The organism is Corallococcus caeni (assembly GCF_036245865.1).
Taxonomy (GTDB): Bacteria; Myxococcota; Myxococcia; order Myxococcales; family Myxococcaceae; genus Corallococcus; species Corallococcus caeni.
This window is the reverse complement of the sequence record NZ_BTTW01000013.1, coordinates 183,651-208,527: the sequence shown is the minus strand read 5'-3', so window position 1 is coordinate 208,527 and position 24,877 is coordinate 183,651. Positions and strand designations below refer to the sequence as shown.

Below are 24,877 nucleotides of genomic sequence, written 5' to 3'. Positions count from 1 at the left end.
GCCATGTCTGTCAAATTCAACCACACGATCATCCACGCGAAGGATCAGGTCGCGTCCGCGCGATTCCTCGCGGAGCTGCTCGGACTGCCGGAGCCCACGCGCTTCGGGCACTTCCACGTGGTGAAGCTGACGGATGGGGCGTCGCTCGACTACATGACCACGCAGGACGCCATCTCCGCCCAGCACTACGCGTTCCTGGTGACGGAGGAGGTCTTCGAGTCGCTGATCGCGAAGATCCGCGACCGGAAGATCCAGCACTGGGCGGACCCGTTCGGCCGGCAGGAGAACCAGATCAACACCCATGACGGAGGTCGCGGGGTCTACTTCCAGGACCCGAATGGCCACTACATGGAAGCCATCACCGTGCCCTACGGCGGCTGGTGATACATCCAATCCCAGTCAGGAGTGACACCTCAGGGTCCGGGGAAAGACGGCGAGCCCGGGTAACGCGGAAGACGGCGTGATACTTTCTCGGGGCGCGGCCCAGGCTGACGCACACCTCGAGCAGGAGCATTCCGTCATGGCTGGCAGCTTCGACGTTCTCATCATTGGCAATGGGGTCCTGGGGCTTTCCACCGCCAATGCGCTGATTGCCCGGGACCCGGAGGTCCGCGTCGCGGTCATCGGCCCCGTGGCCCGGACCTACGGTGCCTCGCCGGCGGCCGGCGCGATGATGGGATGTTTCGGTGAAATCACCCGGGCGTCCGTGGCCGGGAAGTACGGCCCCATCAAGCTGGGGCTGGGCCTCCAGGCCCGTAAGCTGTGGCCCACGTGGCTCGCCGCCCTCAACGCGCAGCTCCCGGAGGCGGACCGGCTGGCCATCACGCCCGGCACCTTCGTCGTGGCCAACAACCGCTCCGGGCTCATCGAGGATGAGAACTTCACCGTCATGCGCCGCACGCTCCAGGAGTACCAGGAGCGCTTCGAGGACGTGAACCCCCTCCACATCACCGGCATGCACCCCGCCGGCGACAGCCGTCCCACCGCCGCGCTCTTCATGCCGGATGAGGGCTCGCTGGACTCCAGCCGCCTGCTGGCGGGCCTGGCCGGCGCCGCGGTGCGCTCGTCGCGCGTCTCCTTCCTGGAGGACACCGTCAGCGCGTTGGTCGTGGAGGGCGGCCGCGCCGTGGGCGTGCAGCTGGCGGATGGCCAGAAGCTGTCCGCGAAGCACGTGCTGCTCGCCTCGGGCGTGCAGAGCCAGAAGGTGCTGGACTCGCTGCCGGACCTGGCCCGGCGCGTGCCCCGCCTGCTGCCCGGCATGGGCACGTCGCTGGTGCTGGAGACGACGGACTTCCCCCTCAACCCCAGCGTCATCCGCACGCCCAACCGCGCCTTCGCCTGCGGCCTGCACGTCGTGCCTCGCGGCGCGAACCGCGTCTACGTGGGCGCCACCAACAACACGATGCTCGCGCCGGCGGACCGGCCCACCGTGTCGGACGTGTTCTTCCTGATGGACTGCATGATGGAGCAGATCCACCAGGGCTATCAGGGCGCGAAGCTCATCTCCACGGCGGTGGGCAACCGCCCCATCGCCATCGACACGCTGCCGCTCATCGGCGGGACGTCGGTGCAGGGCCTGTGGATCGCCTCCGGCACCTACCGCGACGGGCTGTTCCTCTCTCCGCTCGTGGCGCAGCACATGGCCGGCCTCATCCTGGGACAGGACGGCCTGATGGAGAACGTCTTCCCCCCCGAGCGCAAGCCCATCAACCGCTTCACGCGCGAGGAGGCCATGGAGGAGACGGCGCGGCACTACGCCGCAGCCGGCTGGGAGCACGGCATCCGCATCCCCAAGGTCGGCTGGCATGAGACGTTCGCTCGCATGTTCAAGCGCACCATCACCACCGTCTACGAGGAGATTGGCACCGACTACGTGCTGCCGCCGGAGTTCGTCTACGTCGTCGACAACGACCGCGAGCGCATGGTGCCGTACTTCCGCGACTACTACCGGAGCGTGGACGCCGCCTGGTAGGCGGCTCCGGAGCCTTCCCCCGGGTCCCCCGACGGCCCGGGGCTACCGGGCCTCCTCGCGGGCGAGCTGGATGAGCGCGTCGGCCAGCGCGGCCATGTGTTCAGGCCGGGAGGCCGGGTTGATGAAGACGGCCCGCAGGTACAGGCGGCCGCTGGCGTGCCGGTAGCAGCTCACCGCGAACTTGCGGCTCTGCATCAGCCGTGACAGCAGCGCGTCGTTGCGCGCGTTCTCCCTCGCGAGCCCTTCGGGCGTCCCACCTTCGGCCTTCGGGATGAGGCGGAAGGCGAGCATGTTCATGGCCGGCGTGTCAGGGAAGAGCTCGAAGCAGCCGCTGTTCCTCAGGCGCCGCGTGAAGTCCCGGGCGAGCGCGAAGAGGTGGTCCACGAGCCGGCCGTAGCCCTCACGGCCGAAGTGGCGCAGCAGCAGCCAGGCGCCCAGCGAGTTGAGCGCGCGCGAGCCGTCCAGCGTCACCTCGCCCAGGTCGGGCACCTCGCTCGCGACGAAGTAGTCCAGGCTCACCTTGCCCAGCAGCGTGAGCAGCCGCGCGTCGCGCACCAGCAGGCCGCCCAGCTGCGCGTTGAGGCCCAGCACCTTGTGGGGATCCAGCGTGACGGTGTCCGCGTCCTGGAGGCCGTCGAGCAGGCCCCGGTGGCGCTGGGAGAAGAGCATCAGGCTGCCGTGGGCCGCGTCCACGTGGACGAGCGCGCCGTACTGACGGGCGAGCCGCATGCCCTCGCGCAAGGGGTCGATGGCGCCCACTCCCGAGCTTCCCGCGGTCAGCACCACCACGGCGGGAAGCTGGCCCTGGCGCCGCGCCTCCACCAGCGCGGCCTCCAGGGCGCTCGGACACAGCCGGTCCTCCGGGTCGGTAGGAACGCGGTGCAGTCCCGCGTCTCCCAGCCCCAGCTGGCGGACGGCGGCGAAGATGCTGGGGTGCGAGGCCTCGGACGCGAAGACACGCATCCCCCGGTGGCCCGTGCGCGACAGCGCCTCCACGAGCCCCAGCGCGTTGACGTCCGCCCCCGCGCGGCGCAGCGCTTCGTTGCGCAGGATGAGCAGGGCCTGGAAGTTGGATTGCGTCCCGCCGGAGGTGAAGCAGCCTCCGGCCTGGGGGATGTCCGGAAACGCGAGCGACGTGAGCCAGCCGAGGACCTGCCGCTCGACGAACGTGCCCGAGCGCGCGGACGAGAAGGTGATGGGGTCCTGCGCCAGGGCGCGGATGAGCAGACCGCTGAAGACGGAGTAGTCCGTGGGCGGGACGTCCAGCTGCGCGAACCACGTGGGCGAGCGCTTGTCACGTCCGTGGGGCATCACGTGTTCGGCGACATCCTCGAGGATGGCCTCGATGGGTTGCCCCTCCTCCGGGAGCGGCGCCTCGAAGGCCCTGGCGATGACACGGGCGGGGACGGACGGGGGGACGGGGCTGGAGGCAGGGGCCCGCAGCCGCTGAAGCGTGAGGGTGACAAAGCCCTCCAGCCGGGAGCGGACCTCGTCCTCGGGCAGGGCCTCGAAGGCGGCCCGCAGGGCCGGGGGCAGCTCCGGAAAGGAGGACTCGGTGACGTCGGCGTGGACCATCGCGGCGGGGGTCGCTCGTATCGCGCTCAAGGCGTCTCTCCTTCCACGCGGGACGGCGGGGATGGGGGCTCATCGGGTTGAAGGGGGGTGGCGGGGGAGGGGTGCTCCAACAGCGGCGCGAGGATGCGCGCGAGCCCCTCCACCTGGGGGGGATGCAGCAGCGTGTAGTGGTCACCGGGGACTGGGACGACGTCCAGGCGGGGAGCAAGGGACTCCCAGCCGCGCGCGTCCGGACTGCCGGAGTCCACGCCGACGATGAGCGTGACGGGCACCGGAAGCGGGGCGAGCGTGTGCCTCGCGAGCGCGCGGACGTTGGCGGTGAAGACGCGGAGGAGGATGCGGAGCTCCTCCAGTCCGGACTCCGCGGAGAAGAGCCCGGTCCGCTGACCTTCAGCGTGCAGGTGGTGCAGCAGTGCCTCCGGTCCTCCCTCGATGACCTGCGCGGGAAGGCGCGGAGGCAGTCCGGCGAGGCGGGCCAGGTCCAGCGCGAAGTGAAGGGCCAGCTCCGAGTCGGCATCGCCCATCGCGGCGTGGGCCGGGCTGGGCTCGATGAGGGTGAGCAGCTCCACGACTTCGCCGGCCTGATGGAGGTGGCGTGCCATCTCCGCCGCGATGACCGCGCCGAGCGACCAGCCTCCCAGTCGATAGGGGCCGTGAGGCTGGGCGGAACGGAGTGTCGCGACGTAGTGCCGGGCCATGGCGTCGATGGAGTCCAGTGGCGGCAGCCGGCCGTCGAGGCCCTGTGCCTGGAGTCCGTAGACGGGCTGCTCGGGCCCAAGACGCCGCGCGAGGTCCGCGAAAGCGAGGACGTTGCCTCCCGCGGGGTGGACGCAGAAGAAGGGCTGGCGGGTCCCTCCACGCTGGATGACGACGAGCGAGGACGTCGGGGCAGGCCCGCCATCAATGACGGCCGCGAGCTGCTCGAGGGTCGGGGCCTGGAAGAGCGCGGCGAGCGGGAGGCTCTTGCCGGTCCGCGCGCGGATGCTCGCGGCCAGACGGACGGCGACCAGTGAGTGGCCACCCGACGCGAAGAAGTCGTCGTGGATGCCGACCTGCTCCTTGTGGAGCAGCTCCGCCCAGAGCGTGGCCAGCAGTGCTTCGGTGGGCGTGCGCGGGGCGACGTAGGGGTGAGGAGAGGCGTGGGCGTCGGGAAGAGGCAGGGCCCTGCGGTCGAGCTTGGCGTGGGCGGTAAGGGGGAGGGTGTCCAGGCGCACGAAGGCGGAGGGCACCATGTATTCGGGCAGGTGCCGCAGGAGGAATGCGCGAAGGCTGGAGGTGGCGAGGGTGTCCGGGGCGGTGACGTAGGCGACGAGGCGCTTGTCGCCGGGGACGTCCTCGCGAAGCAGCACGGCGGCCTGGCGCACGTCGGGGTGGAGCAGCAGGGCGGCTTCGACTTCGGGCAACTCGATGCGGAAGCCGCGCAGCTTCACCTGGGAGTCGAGGCGGCCGAGGAACTCGAGCGAGCCGTCCGGACGCCAGCGGGCCTTGTCGCCGGTGCGGTAGAGGCGCGCACCGGGCGAGGAGGAGAAGGGGTCGGGTACGAAGCGCTCCGCGGTGAGTGAGGGCTGCTCAAGGTAGCCGCGCGCGAGGCCGTCACCGCCGATGAAGAGCTCACCGGGCAGGCCGATGGGAAGCGGGAGGCCGTGGGCGTCGAGGATGTAGACGCGGGTATTGGCCAGGGGCTGGCCGATGGGCAGCGAGGCACCGGGGAACGAGGCGTCTTCCAACTGGAAGGTGGTGGCGAAGACGGTGGACTCGGTGGGGCCGTAGCCGTTGGTGACGGGCAGGTGGAGGGCGTCGAGGACGCGGCGCGCGTGAGGAAGCGAGACGACGTCGCCACCGGTGAGCAGGTGCTTGAGGGTGCGAAGGCCTTCAAGGTGGCCGTCGACCATCTGCGAGAAGAGGCCGGAGGTGAGCCAGAGGGTGGTGACGTTGAAGCGCTGAAGCAGGGCGCCCAACTCCTCGAGGGAGGGAGGAGCGGGCGGGGCGATGACGAGGCGGGAGCCATGAAGCAGGGCGCCCCAGATTTCGAAGGTGGAGGCGTCGAAGGAGATGGGGGCCAGCAGCAGGAAGGACGCGTCAGGCCCGAAGTGGGTGATGCCCGTGCCGAAGAGGGTACGGAGGACGGCGCGGTGAGGCGTGCCGACACCCTTGGGTCTGCCGGAGGAGCCCGAGGTGAAGTCGATATAGGCGAGGCTCAGTGGCTGCGCGGACGACGCAGGAGCATGGGAGGGCAAGTCCTCCAGCTGGACGTCTTCCAGCACCACGGTGCTCAACGCATGGGACTTCGTAGTGGCGGACGTGCCGCCCGCTGTCGCGGAGGAGAGCAATGCCGCAGGGAGCCTCGCCAGGAGTGCACGGGACGTGAGGAGGAGCCGCGGACGGGCGTCCTCGACCATGGCCTCAAGACGCTGACGCGGGTAGCTCGGGTCCAGCGGCACATAGGCACCGCCGGCCTTGAGGATGGCGAGCAGACCGACGACGAGCTCCAGCGAGCGCTCCAGAGCGATGGCCACGCGCGAGTCGGTGGTGACGCCGAGGCCGCGCAGGTGGTGGGCGAGGCGATTGGCCCGCTCATCCAACTGCCGGTAGGTGAGGCGCGCGTCTCCGAACTCAAGTGCGAGCTTGTCCGGGAAGCGGGCGACGACTTGAGCGAAGACTTCCGGAAGGGTGGAGTCCTGCGGGTAGCTGGCCTCGGTGGCGTTCCACTCCACGAGCACCTGGCGCCGCTCGTCCTCCCCGAGCATGGATGCGGAAGCGAGGGGCGCGTCCGGCTGAGACAGCAGCGCGTCCACGAGGCGGCCGAAGTGCGCGGCCATGCGGGAGGCGGTGCCTACCTCGAAGAGGTCCGTGTTGAAGCCGAGGGCGCCCTGGAAGCCCTCGGGGGTGTCGGAGAGGATGAGCTGCAATTCGAACTTGGAGGTAGCGGCCTCCACCTCCAGGGGTTGCAGCGACAGGGCCTGCTCGCGAAGAGGCGCGGCCGGAGCATTCTGCAGGGCGAAGAGGACCTGGAAGAGCGGAGCGCGGCTCATGTCGCGCTTGGGCTGAAGCTCTTCCACCAGTCGCTCGAAGGGCACGTCCTGATGGGCGTAGGCCCCCAGTGCTGTCTCCTTCACCTGTCGCAACAAGTGGACGAACGATTTCTGCCCGTCCACCTGGATGCGCAGTGCCAGCGTGTTGACGAAGAAGCCGATGAGGTCTTCGAGTTCTCCGCGCTGACGTCCGGCGATGGGCGAGCCGACGGTGACGTCCTCCTGGCCGGCGTAGCGGGAGAGCAGCACCTGGAAGGCGCCCAGCAGCAGCATGAAGGGCGTGACACCCTCCTGAAGGGCCAGGCCTTTGATTCGGCTGGACGTCTCGGCCGGCAGCACGGCGGGCACCTGCGAGCCGTTGGAGGACTGCACGGGAGGCCGGGGCTTGTCCGTGGGCAGCTCCAGCGGAGCGGCGCCGGAGAGCTGCTGCTTCCAGTAGTCCAGCTGTGCCTGGAGGGCGTCGCCTTGCAGCCACTGCCGCTGCCAGACGGCGTAGTCGGCGTACTGCACGGGCAGGGGAGACAGCGGCGAAGGCCTGCCCTGCGAGAAGGCTTCGTAGAGGGCGGCCACTTCACGCACCAGCACGCCCATGGACCAGCCGTCGGAGACGATGTGGTGCAGCGTCAGCGCGAGCACGTGCTCGGTGGGGCCCAGGCGCCAGAGCTTCGCGCGGGCCAGCGGGCCCACGTCGAGCTGGAAGGGGCGTGAAGCCTCCTCGCGCAGCTGCGACTCCAGTAGACGGGCGTCTGACTCCACGACGACGAGCGGCAGCTGCGCGGTGGGCGAGATGCGCTGAAGCGGCTGGCCTTCGTGCTGGACGAAGGTGGTGCGCAGGGCTTCGTGACGACGCACCAGCTCATCCATTGCGCGCTGCAACGCGGCCTCATCCAGGGGGCCCACCAGCCGCACGAAGGTGGGCATGTGGTAGGCGGCGCTCAACGGCTGCAACTGGTCGATGAACCAGAGGCGCTGCTGGGCGAAGGAGAGGGGCAGGTCTCCATCGCGCGGGACGGGACGCAGCACGGGGGCCTGGGTGCGCGCGGCGGAGTCGATGCGCGCCGCGAGCGCGGCCACCGTGGGCGCTTCGAAGAGCGCTCGCACCGGCAGCTCCACGTCGAAGGCCTGGCGGACCCGGGAGACCACCTGCGTGGCCAGCAGCGAGTGGCCTCCCAGCTCGAAGAAGTGATCGTGAATGCCGATGCCTTCCCGGCCCAGCACCTTCTCCCAGAGCGCGACCAGCTGGCTTTCCAGTGCGTTGCGCGGAGGCTCGCTTGCCGCGGAGCCGCGTGAGGCTTCCGGCGCGGGCAGGGCCTTGCGGTCCACCTTGCCGTGGGCCGACAGCGGCAACGCCTTCATCGTCACGAAGGCGGACGGCACCAGGTACTCCGGCAGCCGCTGGCGCAGATGGTCGCGCAGCCGCGCGGTGTCCAGCTCGGCGGGCACGACGTAGGCCACCAGTCGCTTGTCTCCGGGGACATCCTCGCGCACCAGCACGGTTGCGTCGGTCACCGCGGCGTGCTCGCGCAGCACCGCCTCCACTTCGCCCGGTTCGATGCGGAAGCCGCGCAGCTTCACCTGGAAGTCCATGCGCCCCAGGAACCTCAGCGTGCCGCCCGCGCTCCAGCACACGCGGTCCCCGGAGCGGTACAGCCGCTCGCCCGGGAACGCCGCGTAGGGATGCGGCACGAAGCGCTCCGCGGTGAGGGCCGGCCGTCCCAGATAGCCACGCGCCAGGCCGTCGCCGCCGATGTACAGCTCGCCCGGCACTCCCACGGGGACGGGCTGCATCGCCGCATCCAGCACGTAGACCTGGGTGTTGGCGATGGGCCGGCCGATGGGCACGGAGCCGTCCACGACGTCTCCGGGAGCCATCACATGGCAGGTGGTGAAGGTCGTGCTCTCCGTGGGCCCGTAGCCGTTCACGAGGCCGCGCGACAGGGTCAGCCGCTCGCGGACCCGCGGCACGGGGAGCACATCGCCTCCGGCGAGGAGCTGCGCCACCGCCGCCAGGGCCCGGGGCTGCTCCTGCTGCATCTGGTCGAAGAGCGCCGCCGTCAGCCAGAGCACCGAAACCCGATGCCGGAGCAGGGCCTGGCCCAGCTCCTCCAGCGCCGGAACCGCCTGGGGAAAGAGCACCAACCGGCCGCCGTGCAACAGCGCACCCCAGATCTCCAGGGTCGACGCATCGAACGCCAGCGGCGCGAGCTGCAACACGACTTCCGAGGGCCCCAGCTTCACGAAGCGCGAGCCGATCAACAACCGCACCACGCCCCGGTGGGGAATGGCCACGCCCTTGGGCGTCCCCGTCGAACCCGACGTGTACGTGACATACGCCAGCTGCTCCGCACGGACGGGCGCGTGGAGCGCCTCCGCCGGCTGACGTGCAATCCGTTCCCCGTCGGAGTCCAGGCACACCACCGGGCGCGAGGACTCCGGAAGCACTGGCGTCAGCGACTGATGCGTGAGCACCGCCGCCACTCCCGAATCCTCGAGCAGGAACGCCAACCGCTGGGCCGGGTAGGAAGGATCCAGCGGCACGTAGCAGCCACCGGCCTTGAGGATACCCAGCAGCCCCACCACCAGCTCCACGCTCCGGTGGAGACACACCCCGATGCGCGGCTCCGTGCCCAGGTCCAGCGTCAGCAGGAAGCGCGCGAGCTGATTGGCCCGCGCATCCAGTTGCCGATAGGTGAGCGTCGCCCCTTCCGCCTCGACGGCGATGGCATCCGGAGTCCGCAGCGCCTGCTCCTGGAAGAGCGAGTGGATGCTGGCGTCGCGTGGGAAGTCGGATGCGGTGGCGTTCCATTCCACGAGCACCTGGCGCCGCTCGTCCTCGCTGAGCATGGAGACGGATGCGAGGGGCGCGTCAGGCCGAGCCAGCAGCGCGTCCATGAGGCGGCCGAAGTGCGCGACCAGGCGAGAGGCGGTGCTCACCTCGAAGAGGTCCGTGTTGAAGGCGAGCGTGCCCCGGAAGCCTTCGGGGGTGTCGGAGAGGATGAGCTGCAATTCGAACTTGGAGGTGGCGGTATCCGCCTCCAGGGGATACAGCGAGAGGGCCTGCTCTCGAAGGGGCTCCGTGTTGGGCGCGCCTTGCAGGGAGAAGAGGACCTGGAAGAGCGGAGCGCGGCTCATGTCGCGCGTAGGATGGAGCTCCTCCACCAGCCGCTCGAAGGGCACGTCCTGATGGGCGTAGGCCCCCAGCGCCGTCTCCTTCACCTGCGCGAGCAAGGCCCGGAAGGAGAGGGTGGGGGCAACGCGTGCACGAAGCACCAGCGTGTTGACGAAGAAGCCGATGAGGTCTTCGAGTTCTCCGCGCTGACGTCCGGCGATGGGCGAGCCGACGGTGACGTCCTCCTGGCCGGCGTAGCGGGAGAGCAGCACCTGGAAGGCGCCCAGCAGCAGCATGAAGGGCGTGACACCCTCCTGGAGGGCCAGGGCTTTGATTCGGCTGGACGTCTCGGCCGGCAGCACGGCGGGCACCTGCGAGCCGTTGGAGGACTGCACGGGAGGCCGGGGCTTGTCCGTGGGCAGCTCCAGCGGAGCGGCGCCGGAGAGCTGCTGCTTCCAGTAGTCCAGCTGTGCCTGGAGGACGTCGCCTTGCAGCCACTGCCGCTGCCAGACGGCGTAGTCGGCGTACTGCACGGGCAGGGGCGGCAGGGGAGAAGGCCTGCCCTGCGAGAAGGCTTCGTAGAGGGCGGCCACTTCACGCACCAGCACGCCCATGGACCAGCCGTCGGAGACGATGTGGTGCAGCGTCAGCGCGAGCACGTGCTCGGTGGGGCCCAGGCGCCAGAGCTTCGCGCGGGCCAGCGGGCCCACGTCGAGCTGGAAGGGGCGTGAAGCCTCCTCGCGCAGCTGCGACTCCAGTGTACGGGCGTCTGACTCCACGACGACGAGCGGCAGCTGCGCGGTGGGCGAGATGCGCTGAAGCGGCTGGCCTTCGTGCTGGACGAAGGTGGTGCGAAGGGCTTCGTGACGACGCACCAGCTCATCCATTGCGCGCTGCAACGCGGCCTCATCCAGGGGACCCACCAGCCGCACGAAGGTGGGCATGTGGTAGGCGGCGCTCAACGGCTGCAGCTGGTCGATGAACCAGAGGCGCTGCTGGGCGAAGGAGAGGGGCAAATCTCCATCGCGCGGGACGGGACGCAGCACGGGGGCCTGGGTGCGCGCGGCGGAGTCGATGCGCGCCGCGAGCGCGGCCACGGTGGGCGCTTCGAAGAGGGCTCGCACCGGCAGCTCCACGTCGAAGGCCTGGCGGACCCGGGAGACCACCTGCGTGGCCAGCAGCGAGTGGCCTCCCAGCTCGAAGAAGTCCTCCTCCACACTGACCCGCTCCGCGCGCAGCAGCCCGGCCCACAGGGCCGCGAGCCGCTCCTCGGTGGGGGTTCGCGGGGCGATGAAGGCCGCCTCGCGGGTCGTGTCTTCCGGCGCGGGCAGGGCCTTGCGATCCCGCTTGCCGTTCGAGGTGAGCGGTATCGCCTCCAGGTGCACGAAGGCGGCTGGCACCATGTAGGCCGGCAGCCGCTGCTGGAGGAAGGCGCGCAGTTCCCCGGCGGGCACGGGCTCCGCCGTGCTCACGACGTAGGCCACGAGCCTCGGGGCCCCGGGCATGTCCTCACGCGCCACGACCCAGGCTTCCCTCACGGCGGGGTGCTCGCTCAGGGCCGTGGTGACTTCTCCCGGCTCCACGCGGAAGCCGCGCACCTTCACCTGGAAGTCGGCGCGACCGATGAACTCCACGCGCCCGTCCGGCAGCCAGCGCACCCGATCCCCGCTGCGGTACATGCGCGCGCCTGGCAGCGGGCTGTGCACGTCCGGCAGGTAGCGCTCCGCCGTCAGCTCCGGCCGTCCCAGGTAGCCGCGGGTCACCTGCGCGCCTCCGATGAAGAGCTCGCCCGGGATGCCCACGGGTACGGGCCGCAGCCCTTCGTCCAGGACGTACAGCCGCGTGTGCGCCAGGGCCCGGCCCAGCGGCACCGGTGCCTGGGGCTGGACCTCCACAGGACCCGCGATCACCCCCACGGTCGTCTCCGTGGGGCCGTAGTGGTTGAACAGCTCGCAGTGCGGCGCCAGCGCGCGCACCTGCTCCAGCAGGGCCGGCGAGGAGGACTCGCCTCCCAGCACCAGCTTCCTCCGGGGCAGGACGTGACAGGGCTCGGCCGCCGTCAGCAGCGCCGCGAGGTGCGACGGGACGATCTTCATGCAGTCCACCGCGTGACGCTGGAAGTACGCGGCCACCTCCTTGGGACTGCTGGCCAGCTCCTGCGGCAGCACGTGGAGCAGGCCTCCCGTGCACAGCGCGGGGAAGAGGACCGTGTTGCCCAGGTCCGCGGCGAAGGTGGAGACGAGCGCGAAGCTCGCGCACTCCTCCAGCCGCAGCCTTTCGGTGGCGGCCCGCACGTACTGGAAGAGCTGGGCATGCTCCACGGCCACGCCCTTGGGCCGGCCCGTGCTGCCCGACGTGAAGAGGACGTAGGCCAGGGACCGCGCGGTGGCGCCGTGGATGGGCGCTTCCCGTGGCTGGGCCGCGAGTTCCTGCGCGTCCGTGTCCATCCGGACCACCTGCGTGGCCAGCGAAGTGAAGGCCTCCGCGTGACGGGACGCGGTCACGACGACGGGCGCCGCGACCTCCTCCACCAGGGACCGCAACCGCCGCGCGGGTTGGGACGGCTCCAGCGGGACGTACGCACCCCCGGCCTTCCAGACCCCCAACAGGGCCACCACCATGTCCACCGAGCGCTCCAGGCACAGCCCGACGCGCACCTCGGGCCCCACGCCCAGCGCGCGCAGCCGCCACGCCAACTGGTTGGCGCGCGTGTCCAGCGCTCCATACGTGAGCACCTGATCACCGCAGGCCACCGCGGGCCGCTCCGGGTGGCGAGCGGCCTGCGCCTCGATGAGCGCGTGCAGGGGGCCCGGCGCGACGAAGGCCTCCGAGGTCGCGTTGAAGCCTTCCAGCAACCGCGCGCGTTCCCCGGCGGACAGCAGGGACAGGCCGCCCACCGGTGCATCCGGCGCGGCGAGCGCGGCCTCCGTCAACGTGCGCAGGTGTTCGCCCATGCGGACGAGGGTGGCCGCGTCGAACAGGTCCGTGCGGTAGAGGATCTCCCCGGCCAGGCCCTCGGGTGTCTCCGCCAGCGAGAGGTTCAGGTCGAACTTCGCGGCTACGACGTCCGACTCCACTGGACTCAGCTCCAGCGCGGACGCGCCCCCGTCCACCTGGATGGCGGCGTCCGGCGTGTTCCTCAGCGTGAACATCACCTGGAAGAGAGGAGAGTGACGCAGGGAGCGCTGGGGTTGGAGCTCCTCGACGAGCTTCTCGAAGGGGAGGTGCTGGTGCTCGAAGACGGCGAGCGTCGTGGCGCGGACCTGGGAGAGGAGGTGACGGAAGGAGAGGTGAGGGGAGATGCGGGAGCGCAGGACGAGGGTGTTGACGAAGAAGCCGATGAGGCCCTCGGTCTCGGCTCGGGTGCGGCCCGCGATGGGGGCGCCGACGCTGAGGTCGTGCTGGCCGGAGTAGCGGGAGAGGAGCAACTGCCAGAGGGCGAGCAGGGCCATGAAGGGGGTGGCGCCCTGCTGCTGGCAGAAGGTGAGGAGGCGGGAGGTGAGGGGCTGGGGAAGCTGGACGGGGACGTACGCGCCGCGAGAGGACTGGACGGCGGGGCGGGGCCTGTCGGTGGGCAGCTCCAGCAGGGCGGGAGCCCCCAGGAGGTGCTGGCGCCAGAAGTCGAGCTGGCGCGAGAGGACGTCGCCTTGCAGCCACCGCCGCTGCCAGGAGGCGAAGTCGGCGTACTGGAGGGGCAGGGGCGCAAGCGAGGGAGGAAGGCCCGAGGAGAAGGCCGCGTAGAGGGAGGCCACCTCGCGCACGAGCAGGGCCATGGACCAGCCGTCGGAGACGATGTGGTGCATCGTCACCACCAGCACGTGCTCCTCTTCGCCCACTCGCAGCAGCAGGGCTCGCAGGAGCGGCCCCTCCGCCAGATTGAACGGACGCTGCGTCTCCGCTTCGGCGCGTTGCCGGACCCGGGCCGCGCGCTCCGCGTTCGGCGCGTCCGACAGGTCCACCTCTGGGAGCGCGAACTCCGTGGGAGGCTGGATGACCTGCACGGGCTCGCCGTCGTGCGTGGCGAAGACGGTGCGCAGGGACTCGTGCCGTTCGACGAGCCCGCTGAAGGACCTGCCCAGCGCGCTCCGGTCCAGACGTCCGCGGACGCGCAGCACCGTGGGGATGTTGTAGGCGGTGCCACCGGGCTCGATCTGCTCGATGAGCCACAGGCGCTGCTGCGCGAAGGACAGCGGCAGGGCGCCCGTGCGCGGCACCGGGAGCAGGGGCGGTGCGTGCGAGGCGTCCTCGGGCCGGGCGGCGTCCAGCCTGCGTGCGAGCGCGGAGAGCGTCGGGGCTTCGAAGAGGGCTTGCAGCGCCAGCTCCACGCCGAAGTCCGCGCGGATCCGGGAGACGAGCTGGGTGGCCAGCAGCGAATGGCCTCCCAGCTCGAAGAAGTGATCCTCCGCGCCCACCTGCTCCACCTGGAGCAGCGGCGCCCAGAGCGCCGCGAGCCGCACTTCCGTGGGCGTGCGCGGGGACACATGGCCCGGAGTACCGCTCGCGCGGAGCTCGGGTGAAGGCAGGGCCTGACGGTCCACCTTGCCACTGGAGGTGAGCGGTAACGCGTCCAGCACGACGAGCGTCGCGGGCACCATGTATTCCGGCAGACGCTGCTGGAGGAACGCGCGCAGCTCGGCCACGTCCGGGGGCCCGTCTCCGGTGGGCACCACGTACGCGACCAGCCTGGGCAGCCCCGGTGCGTCCTCGCGCACCAGGGCCACGGCCTGGAGCACCGCCGCGTGCGCTTGCAGCGCGGCCTCCACCTCTCCCAGCTCGATGCGGAAGCCGCGCAGCTTCACCTGGAGGTCGGTCCGGCCCAGGTACTCGACGTCCCCTTCCTGTCTCCAGCGCACGCGGTCTCCGGTGCGGTACAGCCTGGCGCCGGGCTCCGTGCCGAAGGGGTCGGGGACAAAGCGCCCCGCGGTGAGCTCCGGACGGCCCAGGTAGCCACGGGCCAGTCCCACGCCCCCGATGAACAGCTCCCCGGGCACGCCCACGGGCACCGGCCGCAGGTGCGCGTCCAGCACGTAGAGCCGCGTGTTGGGCCACGGCTTGCCGATGCCGGGCGCGTCGGCTCGGACAGGCCCTGGCGTGATGGAGGCACAGACAGTGGCTTCGGTGGGACCGTAGGCGTTGAGCAGGGTGCGGCCCTCGCTCCAGCGCCGGGCGATCTCCGGAGACAGGGCCTCGCCCGCGGAGATGACGGTGCGCAGGCTGGGAAGGTCCTCGGACGTCAACTGTGCCAGCACCGACGGCGTCAGCGTGACCGTCGTGATCTCCTGCTCGGTCAACAGCGCTCGCAGGGGCGCGTCCGGCAGCAGCCGCTCCCGGGGGGCCAGCACCAGCGTGGCGCCCGCGAGCAGCGGCGCGAAGGTCTCCAGGACGGCGGCATCGAAGGTCGGGGACGCGAACTGGAGGACGCGGCGCGTGGGGGACAGGTCATGGGCCCTGACGGCCGCGAGCGCCGAATTGCACAGACCCCGGTGCGCGAGGAGCGTGCCCTTGGGCCGGCCCGTGCTGCCCGAGGTGTAGATGACGTAGGCCAGGTGCCCCGCGTGGACCTCCACCTGCGGTGGCGTCGTGGGGCGGCGCGAGATGGCGGCCGCGTCGGTGTCGAAACAGCACGGCACGCAGGACGAGGACAGGGGCAGCACGTCCAGCAGCGCGTCCTGGGTCAACAGCACCTGGAGCCCCGAGTCCTCCAGCATCAGCGCGAGTCGCGCGGCGGGGTGGGCAGGATCCAGGCAGAGGAAGGCGCCTCCCGCCTTGAGGATGGCGAGCATCCCCACCACGCCCTCCACCGAGCGCTCCACGCACAGCCCCACGATGACCTCGGGGCCGACGCCCAGCGCGCGCAGTTGGTGCGCGATCTGATTGGCGCGCGTGTCCAGCTGGAGGTACGTGAGGTGTTGCGATTCGAAGACGACCGCGCGCGCGTCCGGCGTGCGCTGGACCTGCGCCTCGAACAGCGAGTGCAGGCTCGCCTCGCGTGGGAAGTCCGCGTCGCTGGCGCTCCAGTCCACCAGCAGCTCACGGCGCTCGGCGTCCGTGAGCAGGGGCAGCTCGGACAGCCGCAGGTGGGGGCTTCGCAGTGCCGCATCCAGCAGCACGTGCAGCTGGGTGACCAGACGCAGCGCCGTCCCCGGACGGAACAGGTCGCTGGCGTACTCCAGCACGCCCGTCAGGCCCCGCGGCGTGTCGGTGAGCACCAGCGTCAGGTCGAAGCGGCCCGTGCCACCCTCGAGGGGGATGGGCTCGAAGCGCAGCCCCGGCGCCTCCAGCGTGCCCATGGGCATGTTCTGGAACGTGAAGTTCACCTGGAAGAGCGGCGAGCGCGAAGGGTCCCGCTCCGGACGCAGCGCCTCGACGAGCTTCTCGAAGGGCAGGTCCTGATGGGCGTGCGCCTCCAGGGTCGTGTCTCGCACGCGGGCGAGCAGCTCGCGGAACGTGGGGTCCGCGTGCAGGCGCGTGCGGTACACCAGCGTGTTCACGAAGAAGCCGATGAGCGCTTCCTGCTCCGCGAAGCGGCGGCCGGCCATGGCGCTGCCGACGCTCACGTCGTCCTGGCCCGAGTAGCGGCCGAGCAGGACCTGGAAGCCGGCCAGCAGGGCCATGAACGGGGTGACGCCTTCGGCCTGGCACAGCGCGGCCAGGGACTCGGAGAGCGCGCGCGGCATGGCGACGGGCACCGCGTCGCCCCGGAAGGACGCCACCGGCGGACGCGGGAAGTCGGTGGGCAGCGTCAGGAACGCAGGAGCGCCTTCCAGCTGCTGACGCCACCAGCGGATCCGCGACTCCAGGGCCTCGCCCTGAAGCCATGCGCGCTGCCAGGCGGCATGGTCGGCGTACTGCACCGGCAGGGGGGCCAGCGCGCAGGGCTGTCCGGACGCGAAGGCCTGGTAGAGCGCCACCATCTCCCGGACGAGCACGCCCAGCGACCAGCCGTCGGAGACGATGTGGTGCATCGTCACCACCAGCACGTGCCGCGCCTCTCCCAGGCGGATCAGCACCGCGCGCAGCAGGGGCCCCGCGGCGAGGTCGAACGGACGCAGCTGCTCCTCCGCCGCGAGCCGATGCGCCTCCGCTTCGGGGGCGCCGTGGGACGACACGTCCAGGACCGCCAGCCGGAAGGCCGTCGGCGGGTGGATGCGCTGCAGGGGCGCGCCGCCGTCCGCGTGGAAGGTGGTGCGCAGCGCCTCGTGCCGGCGGACGAGCTCCGTGAAGGCCTGCTCCAGCGCGGCCATGTCGACGCGGCCCTCCAGGCGGAGGGCGGACGGCATGTTGTAGGCGCTGCCTCCCGGGTGCAGCTGCTCGAGGAACCAGAGGCTCTGCTGGGAGAAGGACAGCGGCAGGGGCTGTCCGTCGCGGGGCACGGGCATCAGCGGCGGGAGGACGCTCGCGGATGAGCCGGCGGCTCCGGCGTCCACGCGCTCCGCGAGCCTCGCGGGCGTGGGCGCTTCGAAGAACGCGCGCAGGGGCAGCTCCACGGCGAAGGCGGACCTCACGCGCGCGAGCACCTGGGTGGCCAGCAGCGAGTGGCCGCCCAGCTCGAAGAAGTCATCGTCCACGCCGAGCGCGTCGATGCCCAGCATCTCCTGCCACAGCTCCACCACGCGGCGCTCGGTGTCCCCACGGGGGGCCACGTACGGCGTCGCCAGCGGCGGGCGCGGATGCCGTCCGGTGTCCCGGGGCCGGGAGCCGTCCGTCGGATCCGCGGCCGTCCCGGAAGTCCCACCGGCCTCCGGCTCCTCCGCGCGCGGCGGGCCGCGGGAGATCCACCAGCGTCCCCCTTGAGCCGAGGCGGCGAGCAGGCCCAGCCATATCGGGATGACCTCCTCCCGCCATGCATCCAGGTCCACCACGTACCAGCGCGGGCCCGGGCCCCGGTTCTGCTCCGCCGCGAAGGTGTCCATCGCGGCATGCGCGGCGGCCAGCACGCCACGCCCCACGCCTCCCACCACGGCCGTCAGCGAGGAGCACACCGTCACGAAGTCCGGGGCACGCCCCTGGAGGGCCCCGGCCAGCGCGCCCAGCACTCCCACGCGGGAGCGGAAGACAGGTGCCCACGCCTCGGGAGTGGCCTCCGCCAGGAGTTGCCTGGCCGCGCCCGCCGTGCCCTCCGGCACGAAGAAGACGCCGTGGATCGCACCGAAGCGGGCCTCGGCGGCGAGCAGCCCCTGGAGGAGCGGCTCGGGCTCACCCGCGCCCATCGGCGCGAGGAGCATGCCCTGCGCCCCCGCGCGCTCGAGGCCCCCGAGGCGCGCCAGGAGGGAGGCCTGTGGCACGGTATCGGTCAGCAGCACCAGCCGCGCCCGCGCGGTGGTGGCGAGCGCCTCGGCCACGGCGAGGCCTCCGGCTTCCAGGTCCCCCAGGACCGCGTACACACCGCCCTCGCGCAAGGGCGAGGGGGATGTCGCCGCGCGTGGCGGGACGACCGGCTCGAACGACTCCGTGAAGCGGTGCGGCCCACGCAGCGCGACCACGGACGGTCCACCCGCGCCCAGCTCCGCCACCAGCCGCTCCGCCCAGCGCGGACCTTCCTCCGGCCGTGGCGCGCTCACGTCGATGGCGCGGCAGCGCAGCCCCGGGGACTCCTGGGACAGCACCCGGCACACGCCGGTCACGGTGGCCTGCCATGCGCGCAGGGGCTCCTCGCCCGTCACGTCCTGAGCGCCGCACGTGAGCACGGCCAGCGTCACGGGCCGCTTGACCGCTGCCAGCCCCAACCGCCGCGCCAGCTCCAGCAGCCCGTGAAGCACGCGGTCCACCGCGCCCGGGCCCTCCGCCGGAGCCAGGGGCCACAGGAACGCGACGTGCTCCGGCCCTGAGCCAGCCGCCCATCGCGCCTCGAGCCGTGCCCAGGACGCGCCCGGTCCCAGCGCGAGCACGTCCGCGCCCAATGCTTCCAGCCGCCGCGCGATGCTGCCGCCAGGGGCGTTCGCGTCCTCGAGCACCAGCCAGCGCTGAGCGTCGAATCGGGGGACGGGGGCGCCCGCGACGCGCTGCCACGTGGGCACCGCGCACTCGAGCGCGGGCGTGACGTCCTCGCGGGGGACCTCGGACACGGCGAAGGCTGGAAGCCGGGCGCCCGGAACGGACGCGACCGCGAGCAGGTCGAAGCGCTCCCGCTGGAAGGGGTAGGGAGGCAGCGGAACGCGGCGGCGGGGCTCCTTGCCGTACAGCGTCGCCAGGTCGATGGAGGCGCCGGCAAGCCACAGCCGTGCGGCGGTCTCCGTCAGGTGCAGGTGCGCGTCCTGGCCATCGCGTGGGCGGGGCAGTGACGTGAGCGCGGTAGGAGGGCTGCCCGCGGGCGCGCACTGCCGGACGAACGTCCCCAGGGCCTGGCCCGGACCGACTTCCAGATAGAGCCGCTCCGCGCCCCCGAGCAGCGGGGTCGCGGCCTGCGCGAAGCGGACGGGCTCGCGCAGGTGGCGCGCCCAGGTTCGTGGATCCGTGGCCTGCGCGGCGGTGATCCACGTCCCGGTCAGGCTGGAGACGTACGGCCGCTTCGGCGGCGACAGGCGCACGCGCGAGAGCTCCTGGAGGAAGCCCGCCACCATGGGCTCCACGGCCTCCGAGTGGAACGCGTGCAGGGCGCGGACCCGCCGGGTGCTCACGCCCCGGGCGGCCAGCGTCGCCTCCAGTGCCTCCAGCGAGGGGGCAGGCCCGGCCACCACGACCAGCGCGGGCGCGTTCACCGCCGCGACAGACACCCCCGGCGGCAGCAGCGGTGCGAGCGCGTCCTCCGGCAGGGACACCGACAGCATGCCGCCAGGAGGCAGCGCGTCCATGAGGCGTCCGCGCGCGGCCACCAGCGCCAGCGCGTCCGGGAGCGAGAAGACGCCCGCGAGGCACGCGGCCACGTACTCGCCCGTGCTGTGACCGACCATGGCCTCCGGCTCCACGCCGAACGAGCGCCACAGCTGCGCGAGCGCGTACTCCACCGCGAACAACGCGGGCTGCGCGAAGGTCATCCGCTCCAGCAGCGCTTCGGCCTCCTGCACTGCCTGATCCGGAAACAGCACGGAGCGCAGGTCTCGGTCCAGGTGCGCGGCCAGCGCGTCACGACACGCGTCCAGGTGCTTGCGGAAGACGGGCTCGGCTGCGTACAGCGCGCGGCCCATGTCCACGTGGTGGCTGCCGTGGCCCGGGAAGAGGAACACCACGGGGCGGCGCGTGTTCACGCTGAAGCCCCCCAGGTGGCGGCGCGGATCCGCCAGCGCGGCCCGCGCATCCTCCAGGTCCCGGCAGAGCAGCGCGCGCCGGTGCTCGTGCGTGCGGCGGCCCCGCTGGAGCGTGGACGCGACGTCCGCCAGCTCCAGGCCCGGAGCGCGCTCCAGGTGCGCGGCGAGTCTCGCGGTGGCCTCGTCCAGCGCCCGGGGCGTGCGCGCGGACAGCGGCAGCACGTGCCACGCGCGCCGGGTGCCGGCGACCTTCGCGCGCGGCGGCTCCTCCAGCACGACGTGGACGTTGGTGCCTCCCAGTCCGAACGAGCTGACCCCGGCCCGGCGCTTCACCGCCCCGTCCCACGGCCGGGGCTCGGCGGTGATGAAGAAGGGGCCGCCGTCGAAGTCGATGGCGGGGTTGGGCTGCTGGAAGTGGGGCGTGGGCGGGATGACCGCGTGCTTCAGGGCCAGCACCGTCTTGAGCAGCCCCGCCACGCCCGCGGCGGAGTCCAGGTGGCCGATGTTCGCCTTCACGGTGCCCAGCACGCAGCGCCGCGTGCCCGAGCGAGCGCCGCCGAAGGCCTGGTTGAGCGCGGCGACCTCCACCGGGTCGCCCAGCGCCGTCGCCGTGCCGTGCCCCTCCACGTACTGGAGGTCCTCCGGCTCCACGCCCGCGACGCCCAGCGCCTCCGCGATGGCGGCCGCCTGGCCTTCCACGCTGGGGGCGGTGAAGCCCGCCTTGGCGGAGCCGTCGTTGTTGACGGCCGACCCCAGGATGACCGCATGGATGGTGTCCCGGTCCCGCACCGCCTCCGACAGGCGCTTGAGCACCACCACGCCCACGCCCGAGCCGAAGATGGTGCCCTGCGAGCGGGCGTCGTACGCGCGGCACAGCCCGTCCGGGGAGATGATCATCCCCGGCTGGTACGCATACCCGGCCGCCTGCGGGAACGCCACGGAGACGCCGCCCGCGAGCGCCATCTCGCACTCACCCGACAGGAGGCTCTGACAGGCCAGGTGCACCGCCACCAGCGCGCTGGAACAGCCCGTCTGCACGGTGGCGCTCGGCCCCCGCAGGCCCAGCCGGTGCGAGGTGCGCGTGGCGACGAAGTCCTTGTCGTTGGCGAGCGACAGGTTGTACAGGCCCACCGTCTGCAACAGCTCCGGGCGCCGCAGCAGGGCCTGGAACAGGTACGAGCTGGTGCTGGTGCTCGCGAAGGCGGCGATGGCCTCCGGGAAGCGCTCCGGGTCGTAGCCCGCGTCCTCCAGGGCCTCCAGCGCCGTCTCCATGAAGACGCGCTGCTGCGGATCCAGCACCTCCGCCTCGCGCGGGCTGTAGCCGAAGTACCCCGCGTCGAAGTGCGTGGGCGCGTCCAGCGGATACGCGGCGCGCACCCAGTCCGGCCGCTCGCGCTGGGCCTTGGGCACCCCGGCCTGCTCCAGGTCCGCCTCGGTCAGCTCGCGCCGGGAGTGCACGCCGCGCCGGAGGTTGTCCCAGAAGGCGTCGAGCGTGGGGGCGCCCGGAAAGCGTCCCGACATGCCGACGATGGCGATGCGCTCCACCGTGTCCGCCGTCTCCTCAGACATCGCCATCCCCGTCCCGCTCCAGGTCCAGCTCCGGCTCCAGGTCCGGGTCGTCCTCGTCCCGCGCGGGCGCGGCCACCATCCTGCGCGCGAACGCCTGCCGCCGGCGCGACCGGTCGCGTCCGGACTTCGCGCCGCTGTCGGAGCCACCGCCCTGCGCCATGCGCTCCGCCAGGGCCCGGACCGTGGAGTGCTGGAAGAGCACCGTCAGCGGCAGCTCCACGCCCAGCTCCGCGCGCAGCCGCTGGTGCAGCCGCAGCGCGAGCAGCGAGTTGCCGCCCAGCTCGAAGAACGGATCATCCAGGCCCACGCGCTCCACCTGGAGCACCTCGCTCCAGAGCCGGGCCAGCTGCTCCTCCCGCTCCGTGCGCGGCGCCTCGAACGTGCGCCCCGAGTCCAGCTGCCCGGACGTGGGCGGCGGCAGCGCGCGCACGTCCAGCTTGCCGTTGGCGGTGAGGGGGAACGCGGGCACGGCGACGAAGGCGGACGGCACCATGTGCGGCGGGAGCCGCTCCTGGAGGAAGACGTGCAGCGCCTTCGCGGTGGGCGGTGGTCCCGCCGTGGCCGGGACGAGCCACGCGACGAGCCGCTGGCCCCCCGCGGGCGTGTCCTGGATGAGCACGGCGGCCTCCTCCACCGCGGTGTGCTGACGCAGCGCCGCTTCAATCTCTCCCAGTTCGATGCGGAAGCCCCGCAGCTTCACCTGGCCATCCAGCCGGCCCAGGAACTCCAGCTCCCCGTCCGCCCGCCAGCGCACCCGGTCTCCCGTGCGGTAGAGGCGTGCGCCGGCTTCCGACGCGTAGGGATCCGGCACGAAGCGCTCGGCGGTGGTGCCCGGCAGGTTCAGGTAGCCGCGGGCCAGGCCCACGCCGCCCACGCACAGCTCTGCGGGGACGCCCACCGGCACCGGCGACAGCCGCGCGTCCAGCACGTACACGCGCACGTTGGGGATGGGGCGGCCGAGCGGCGGCGCGCGGCCCTCCGGGCGGACCTCCGTCGCGGTGGCCGTCACCGTCACTTCCGTGGGGCCATAGCCGTTGATGAAGCGCCGGCCCTCGCCCCAGCGCGCCACCAGCTCCGCGGTGCACGCCTCGCCGCCGGAGAAGACGGTGCGCAGCGCGGGCAGGCCCGTGGCGTCGGTGGCCGCGAGCGCCGTGGGGGTGGCGTTGAGCACGGTGATGGCCTGCTGCTTCAGCAGCTGGTGCAGCGGCTCGCCGGGCATCAGCCGCTCCACCGGCGCCAGGCACAGGGTGCCGCCGGCGGTGAGGGTGGCGAAGATCTCCTCCACGGACACGTCGAAGCCGGGGTTGGAGAACTGGAGCACGCGCGAGCCCGGGCCCAGCTCGCTGACGCGCGCCTCGTGCACCACCAGGTTGCAGGCCGCGCGGTGCGTGGCCACGACGCCCTTGGGCTGGCCGGTGGAGCCGGAGGTGTAGATGACGTAGGCGGGGCCGTCCGGTAGCGGCGTTCCAGGGGGCGCCCGCGAGGTGTCCGCGTCCGGGGCCCCGTCCTCGAAGCACACCGCGCGCGCGCCCGGCGCGGGAGGCAGTCCCGCGAGCAGGGGCCGGTGGGCCAGCAGCACCTTCACGGCGGAGTCCTGGAGCATGAAGGCCAGCCGCGCCGCGGGATAGGTCGGATCCAACGGGACATACGCGCCGCCCGCCTTGAGCGTCGCGAGCATGCCCACCACCATGTCGAACGAACGCGAGGCGCACAGCCCGACGTACGTCTCCGGCCCCACGCCCAGCCCGCGCAGGTGCCAGGCCCACTGGTTGGCGCGAGCGTCCAGCTGCCGGAAGCTCAGCGATTCCCCCTCGAAGCTGAGCGCGACGGCGTCGGGCGTGCGGCGCGCCTGGGCCTCGAAGAGGGTGTGCAGGCCGTCCTCGTGCGGGTAGGGCGCATTGCCGCCGCTCCACGTCCCCAGCACCTGCTCGCGCTCGTCCGGGGTGAGCAGGGGCAGCCGCGACAGGGGCTCCTGCGGCGCGGCCAGGGCGCCCTCCAGGAGGCGGCTCAGGTGCGCCAGCATCCGGCGGACGGTGCCGGGCTCGAACAGGTCCGTGGCGTACTCTGCGGTGAGGCGCAGCCCCTGGGGCAGGTCCTCGGCGATGAGCGTCAGGTCGAACTGGGCGGAGCCCGTGTCCACCGGACGCGCCTCCAGTTGCAGGCCGGGCGCCTCCAGGGGCGGCAGCGGTGCGTTCTGGAGGACGAACATCACCTGGAAGAGGGGCGCGCGGCTCGGGTCGCGGCCCGGCTTGAGGGCGTCCACCAGCCGCTCGAAGGGGAGCTCCTCGCGGGCGAAGGCGTCGAGCGCCACCGGCTGGAGCCGCGCCAGCAGCTCCCGGAACGACGGGGCGCCCGACAGGTCCGTGCGCAGGACGACCGTGTTGACGAACAGGCCGATGAGCCCCTCCAGCTCCGCGCGGGGACGGTTGGCCACGGGCGTTCCGACGGCGAGGTCCTCCTGGCCGGTGTAGCGGTGGAGCAGGGTCTGGAACGCGGCCAGCAGGGTGACGAACAGCGTGCGGCCTTCCTTCCGGGCGAAGGCCTTGAGGTCCGCGGTGAGCGCGGCGGGCAATTGGAGCGCTTCGCGCGCGCCGCGCGTGCCCAGCACCGCCGGACGCGGCTTGTCCGTGGGCAGCTCCAGCAGCGCGTGGGCGTCGATACGCTCGCGCCACCAGGCGAGTCGCGCCTCCGCCTCCGCGCCCTCCTGGGTCCGGCGCTGCCAGCCGGCGTAGTCGCCGTACTGCAACGGCAGCGGCGGCAGAGTGGAGGCCTTCCCCTCCAGGAAGGCCGCGTAGAGCGCCGTCAGCTCGCGGACGACGACGCCCATGGACCAGGCGTCCGACACCCCGTGGTGCATGGCGAAGAGCAGCAGGTGCTCGCGCGCGGACAGCCGGAAGAGGCGCGCCCGGAACAGCGGCCCCCGTCCCAGGTCGAAGGGCTCACGGGCCACCTCCGCGACGCGCTGGACGGCCCGGGCCTCCCGCTCTGGCGGGGCAAGCGCCTCCAGGTCCTCCACCGGGAGCGCCGCCTCCAGCGTGGGGACGACGACCTGCACGGGCCGTCCGTCCGCCAGCGAGAAGGTGGTGCGCAGCGCCTCATGGCGGAGCACCAGCGCCTGGAGCGCGCGCTGGAGCACCGGCGCCTGGAGCTCGCCCGTGAGCCGCACGGCCACCGGCATGTTCAGCGACGCTCCACCCGGGCTCCACTGCTCGAGGAACCACATCCGTTCCTGCGCGAAGGAGAGCGGAGCGCGCCTGGGGGCCGCGACCTTCTCCTGGAGGAGCTTCGCCAGCAGGGCCCGCTTGTCGTCCGAGGGTGACGTCATGGTTTCCATCATCGCCCTGGAGGGCATGAAAACGTTGAGAACCCCGCGAATGTCTCACGAAACATCCCGGGCTCCGACAGGGCCAGTGGACAGCGGGTTTTGACCCAGGGG

At 72.1% G+C, this 24,877-nt stretch carries 5 protein-coding genes; 2 read left to right on the top strand and 3 right to left on the bottom strand.

The window, feature by feature from the left end:
* Window positions 1-3: 3 nt before the first annotated feature.
* Both AABA78_RS37015 and AABA78_RS37010 read left to right on the top strand, forming a co-directional pair.
* Entirely contained in the window at window positions 4-384 is a 381-nt protein-coding gene (locus AABA78_RS37015; RefSeq protein ID WP_338270194.1) for a VOC family protein, read from the top strand.
* A 136-nt stretch (window positions 385-520) separates the two neighbouring features.
* Window positions 521-1,972 (top strand): NAD(P)/FAD-dependent oxidoreductase, encoded by a 1,452-nt coding sequence (locus AABA78_RS37010; RefSeq protein ID WP_338270193.1) that lies wholly within the window; start codon window positions 521-523, stop codon window positions 1,970-1,972.
* A 42-nt stretch (window positions 1,973-2,014) separates the two neighbouring features.
* Here AABA78_RS37010 and AABA78_RS37005 read toward each other — a convergent pair whose 3' ends face one another.
* Genes AABA78_RS37005 through AABA78_RS36995 form a run of 3 tightly spaced genes read right to left on the bottom strand, consistent with a single transcriptional unit; the run spans window position 2,015 to window position 24,766 of the window.
* Complete coding sequence (locus AABA78_RS37005) at window positions 2,015-3,577, bottom strand: pyridoxal phosphate-dependent decarboxylase family protein (protein WP_338270192.1); 1,563 nt, start codon at window positions 3,575-3,577, stop codon at window positions 2,015-2,017.
* The gene (locus AABA78_RS37000; RefSeq protein WP_338270190.1) at window positions 3,574-21,447 is read right to left on the bottom strand and encodes a non-ribosomal peptide synthetase/type I polyketide synthase; all 17,874 of its coding nucleotides are present in this window, start codon (window positions 21,445-21,447) and stop codon (window positions 3,574-3,576) included. Before AABA78_RS37000 ends, AABA78_RS37005 begins: the two co-directional genes overlap by 4 nt.
* Window positions 21,434-24,766 (bottom strand): non-ribosomal peptide synthetase, encoded by a 3,333-nt coding sequence (locus AABA78_RS36995; RefSeq protein ID WP_338270189.1) that lies wholly within the window; start codon window positions 24,764-24,766, stop codon window positions 21,434-21,436. Before AABA78_RS36995 ends, AABA78_RS37000 begins: the two co-directional genes overlap by 14 nt.
* Between the last annotated feature and the right edge of the window lie 111 nt (window positions 24,767-24,877).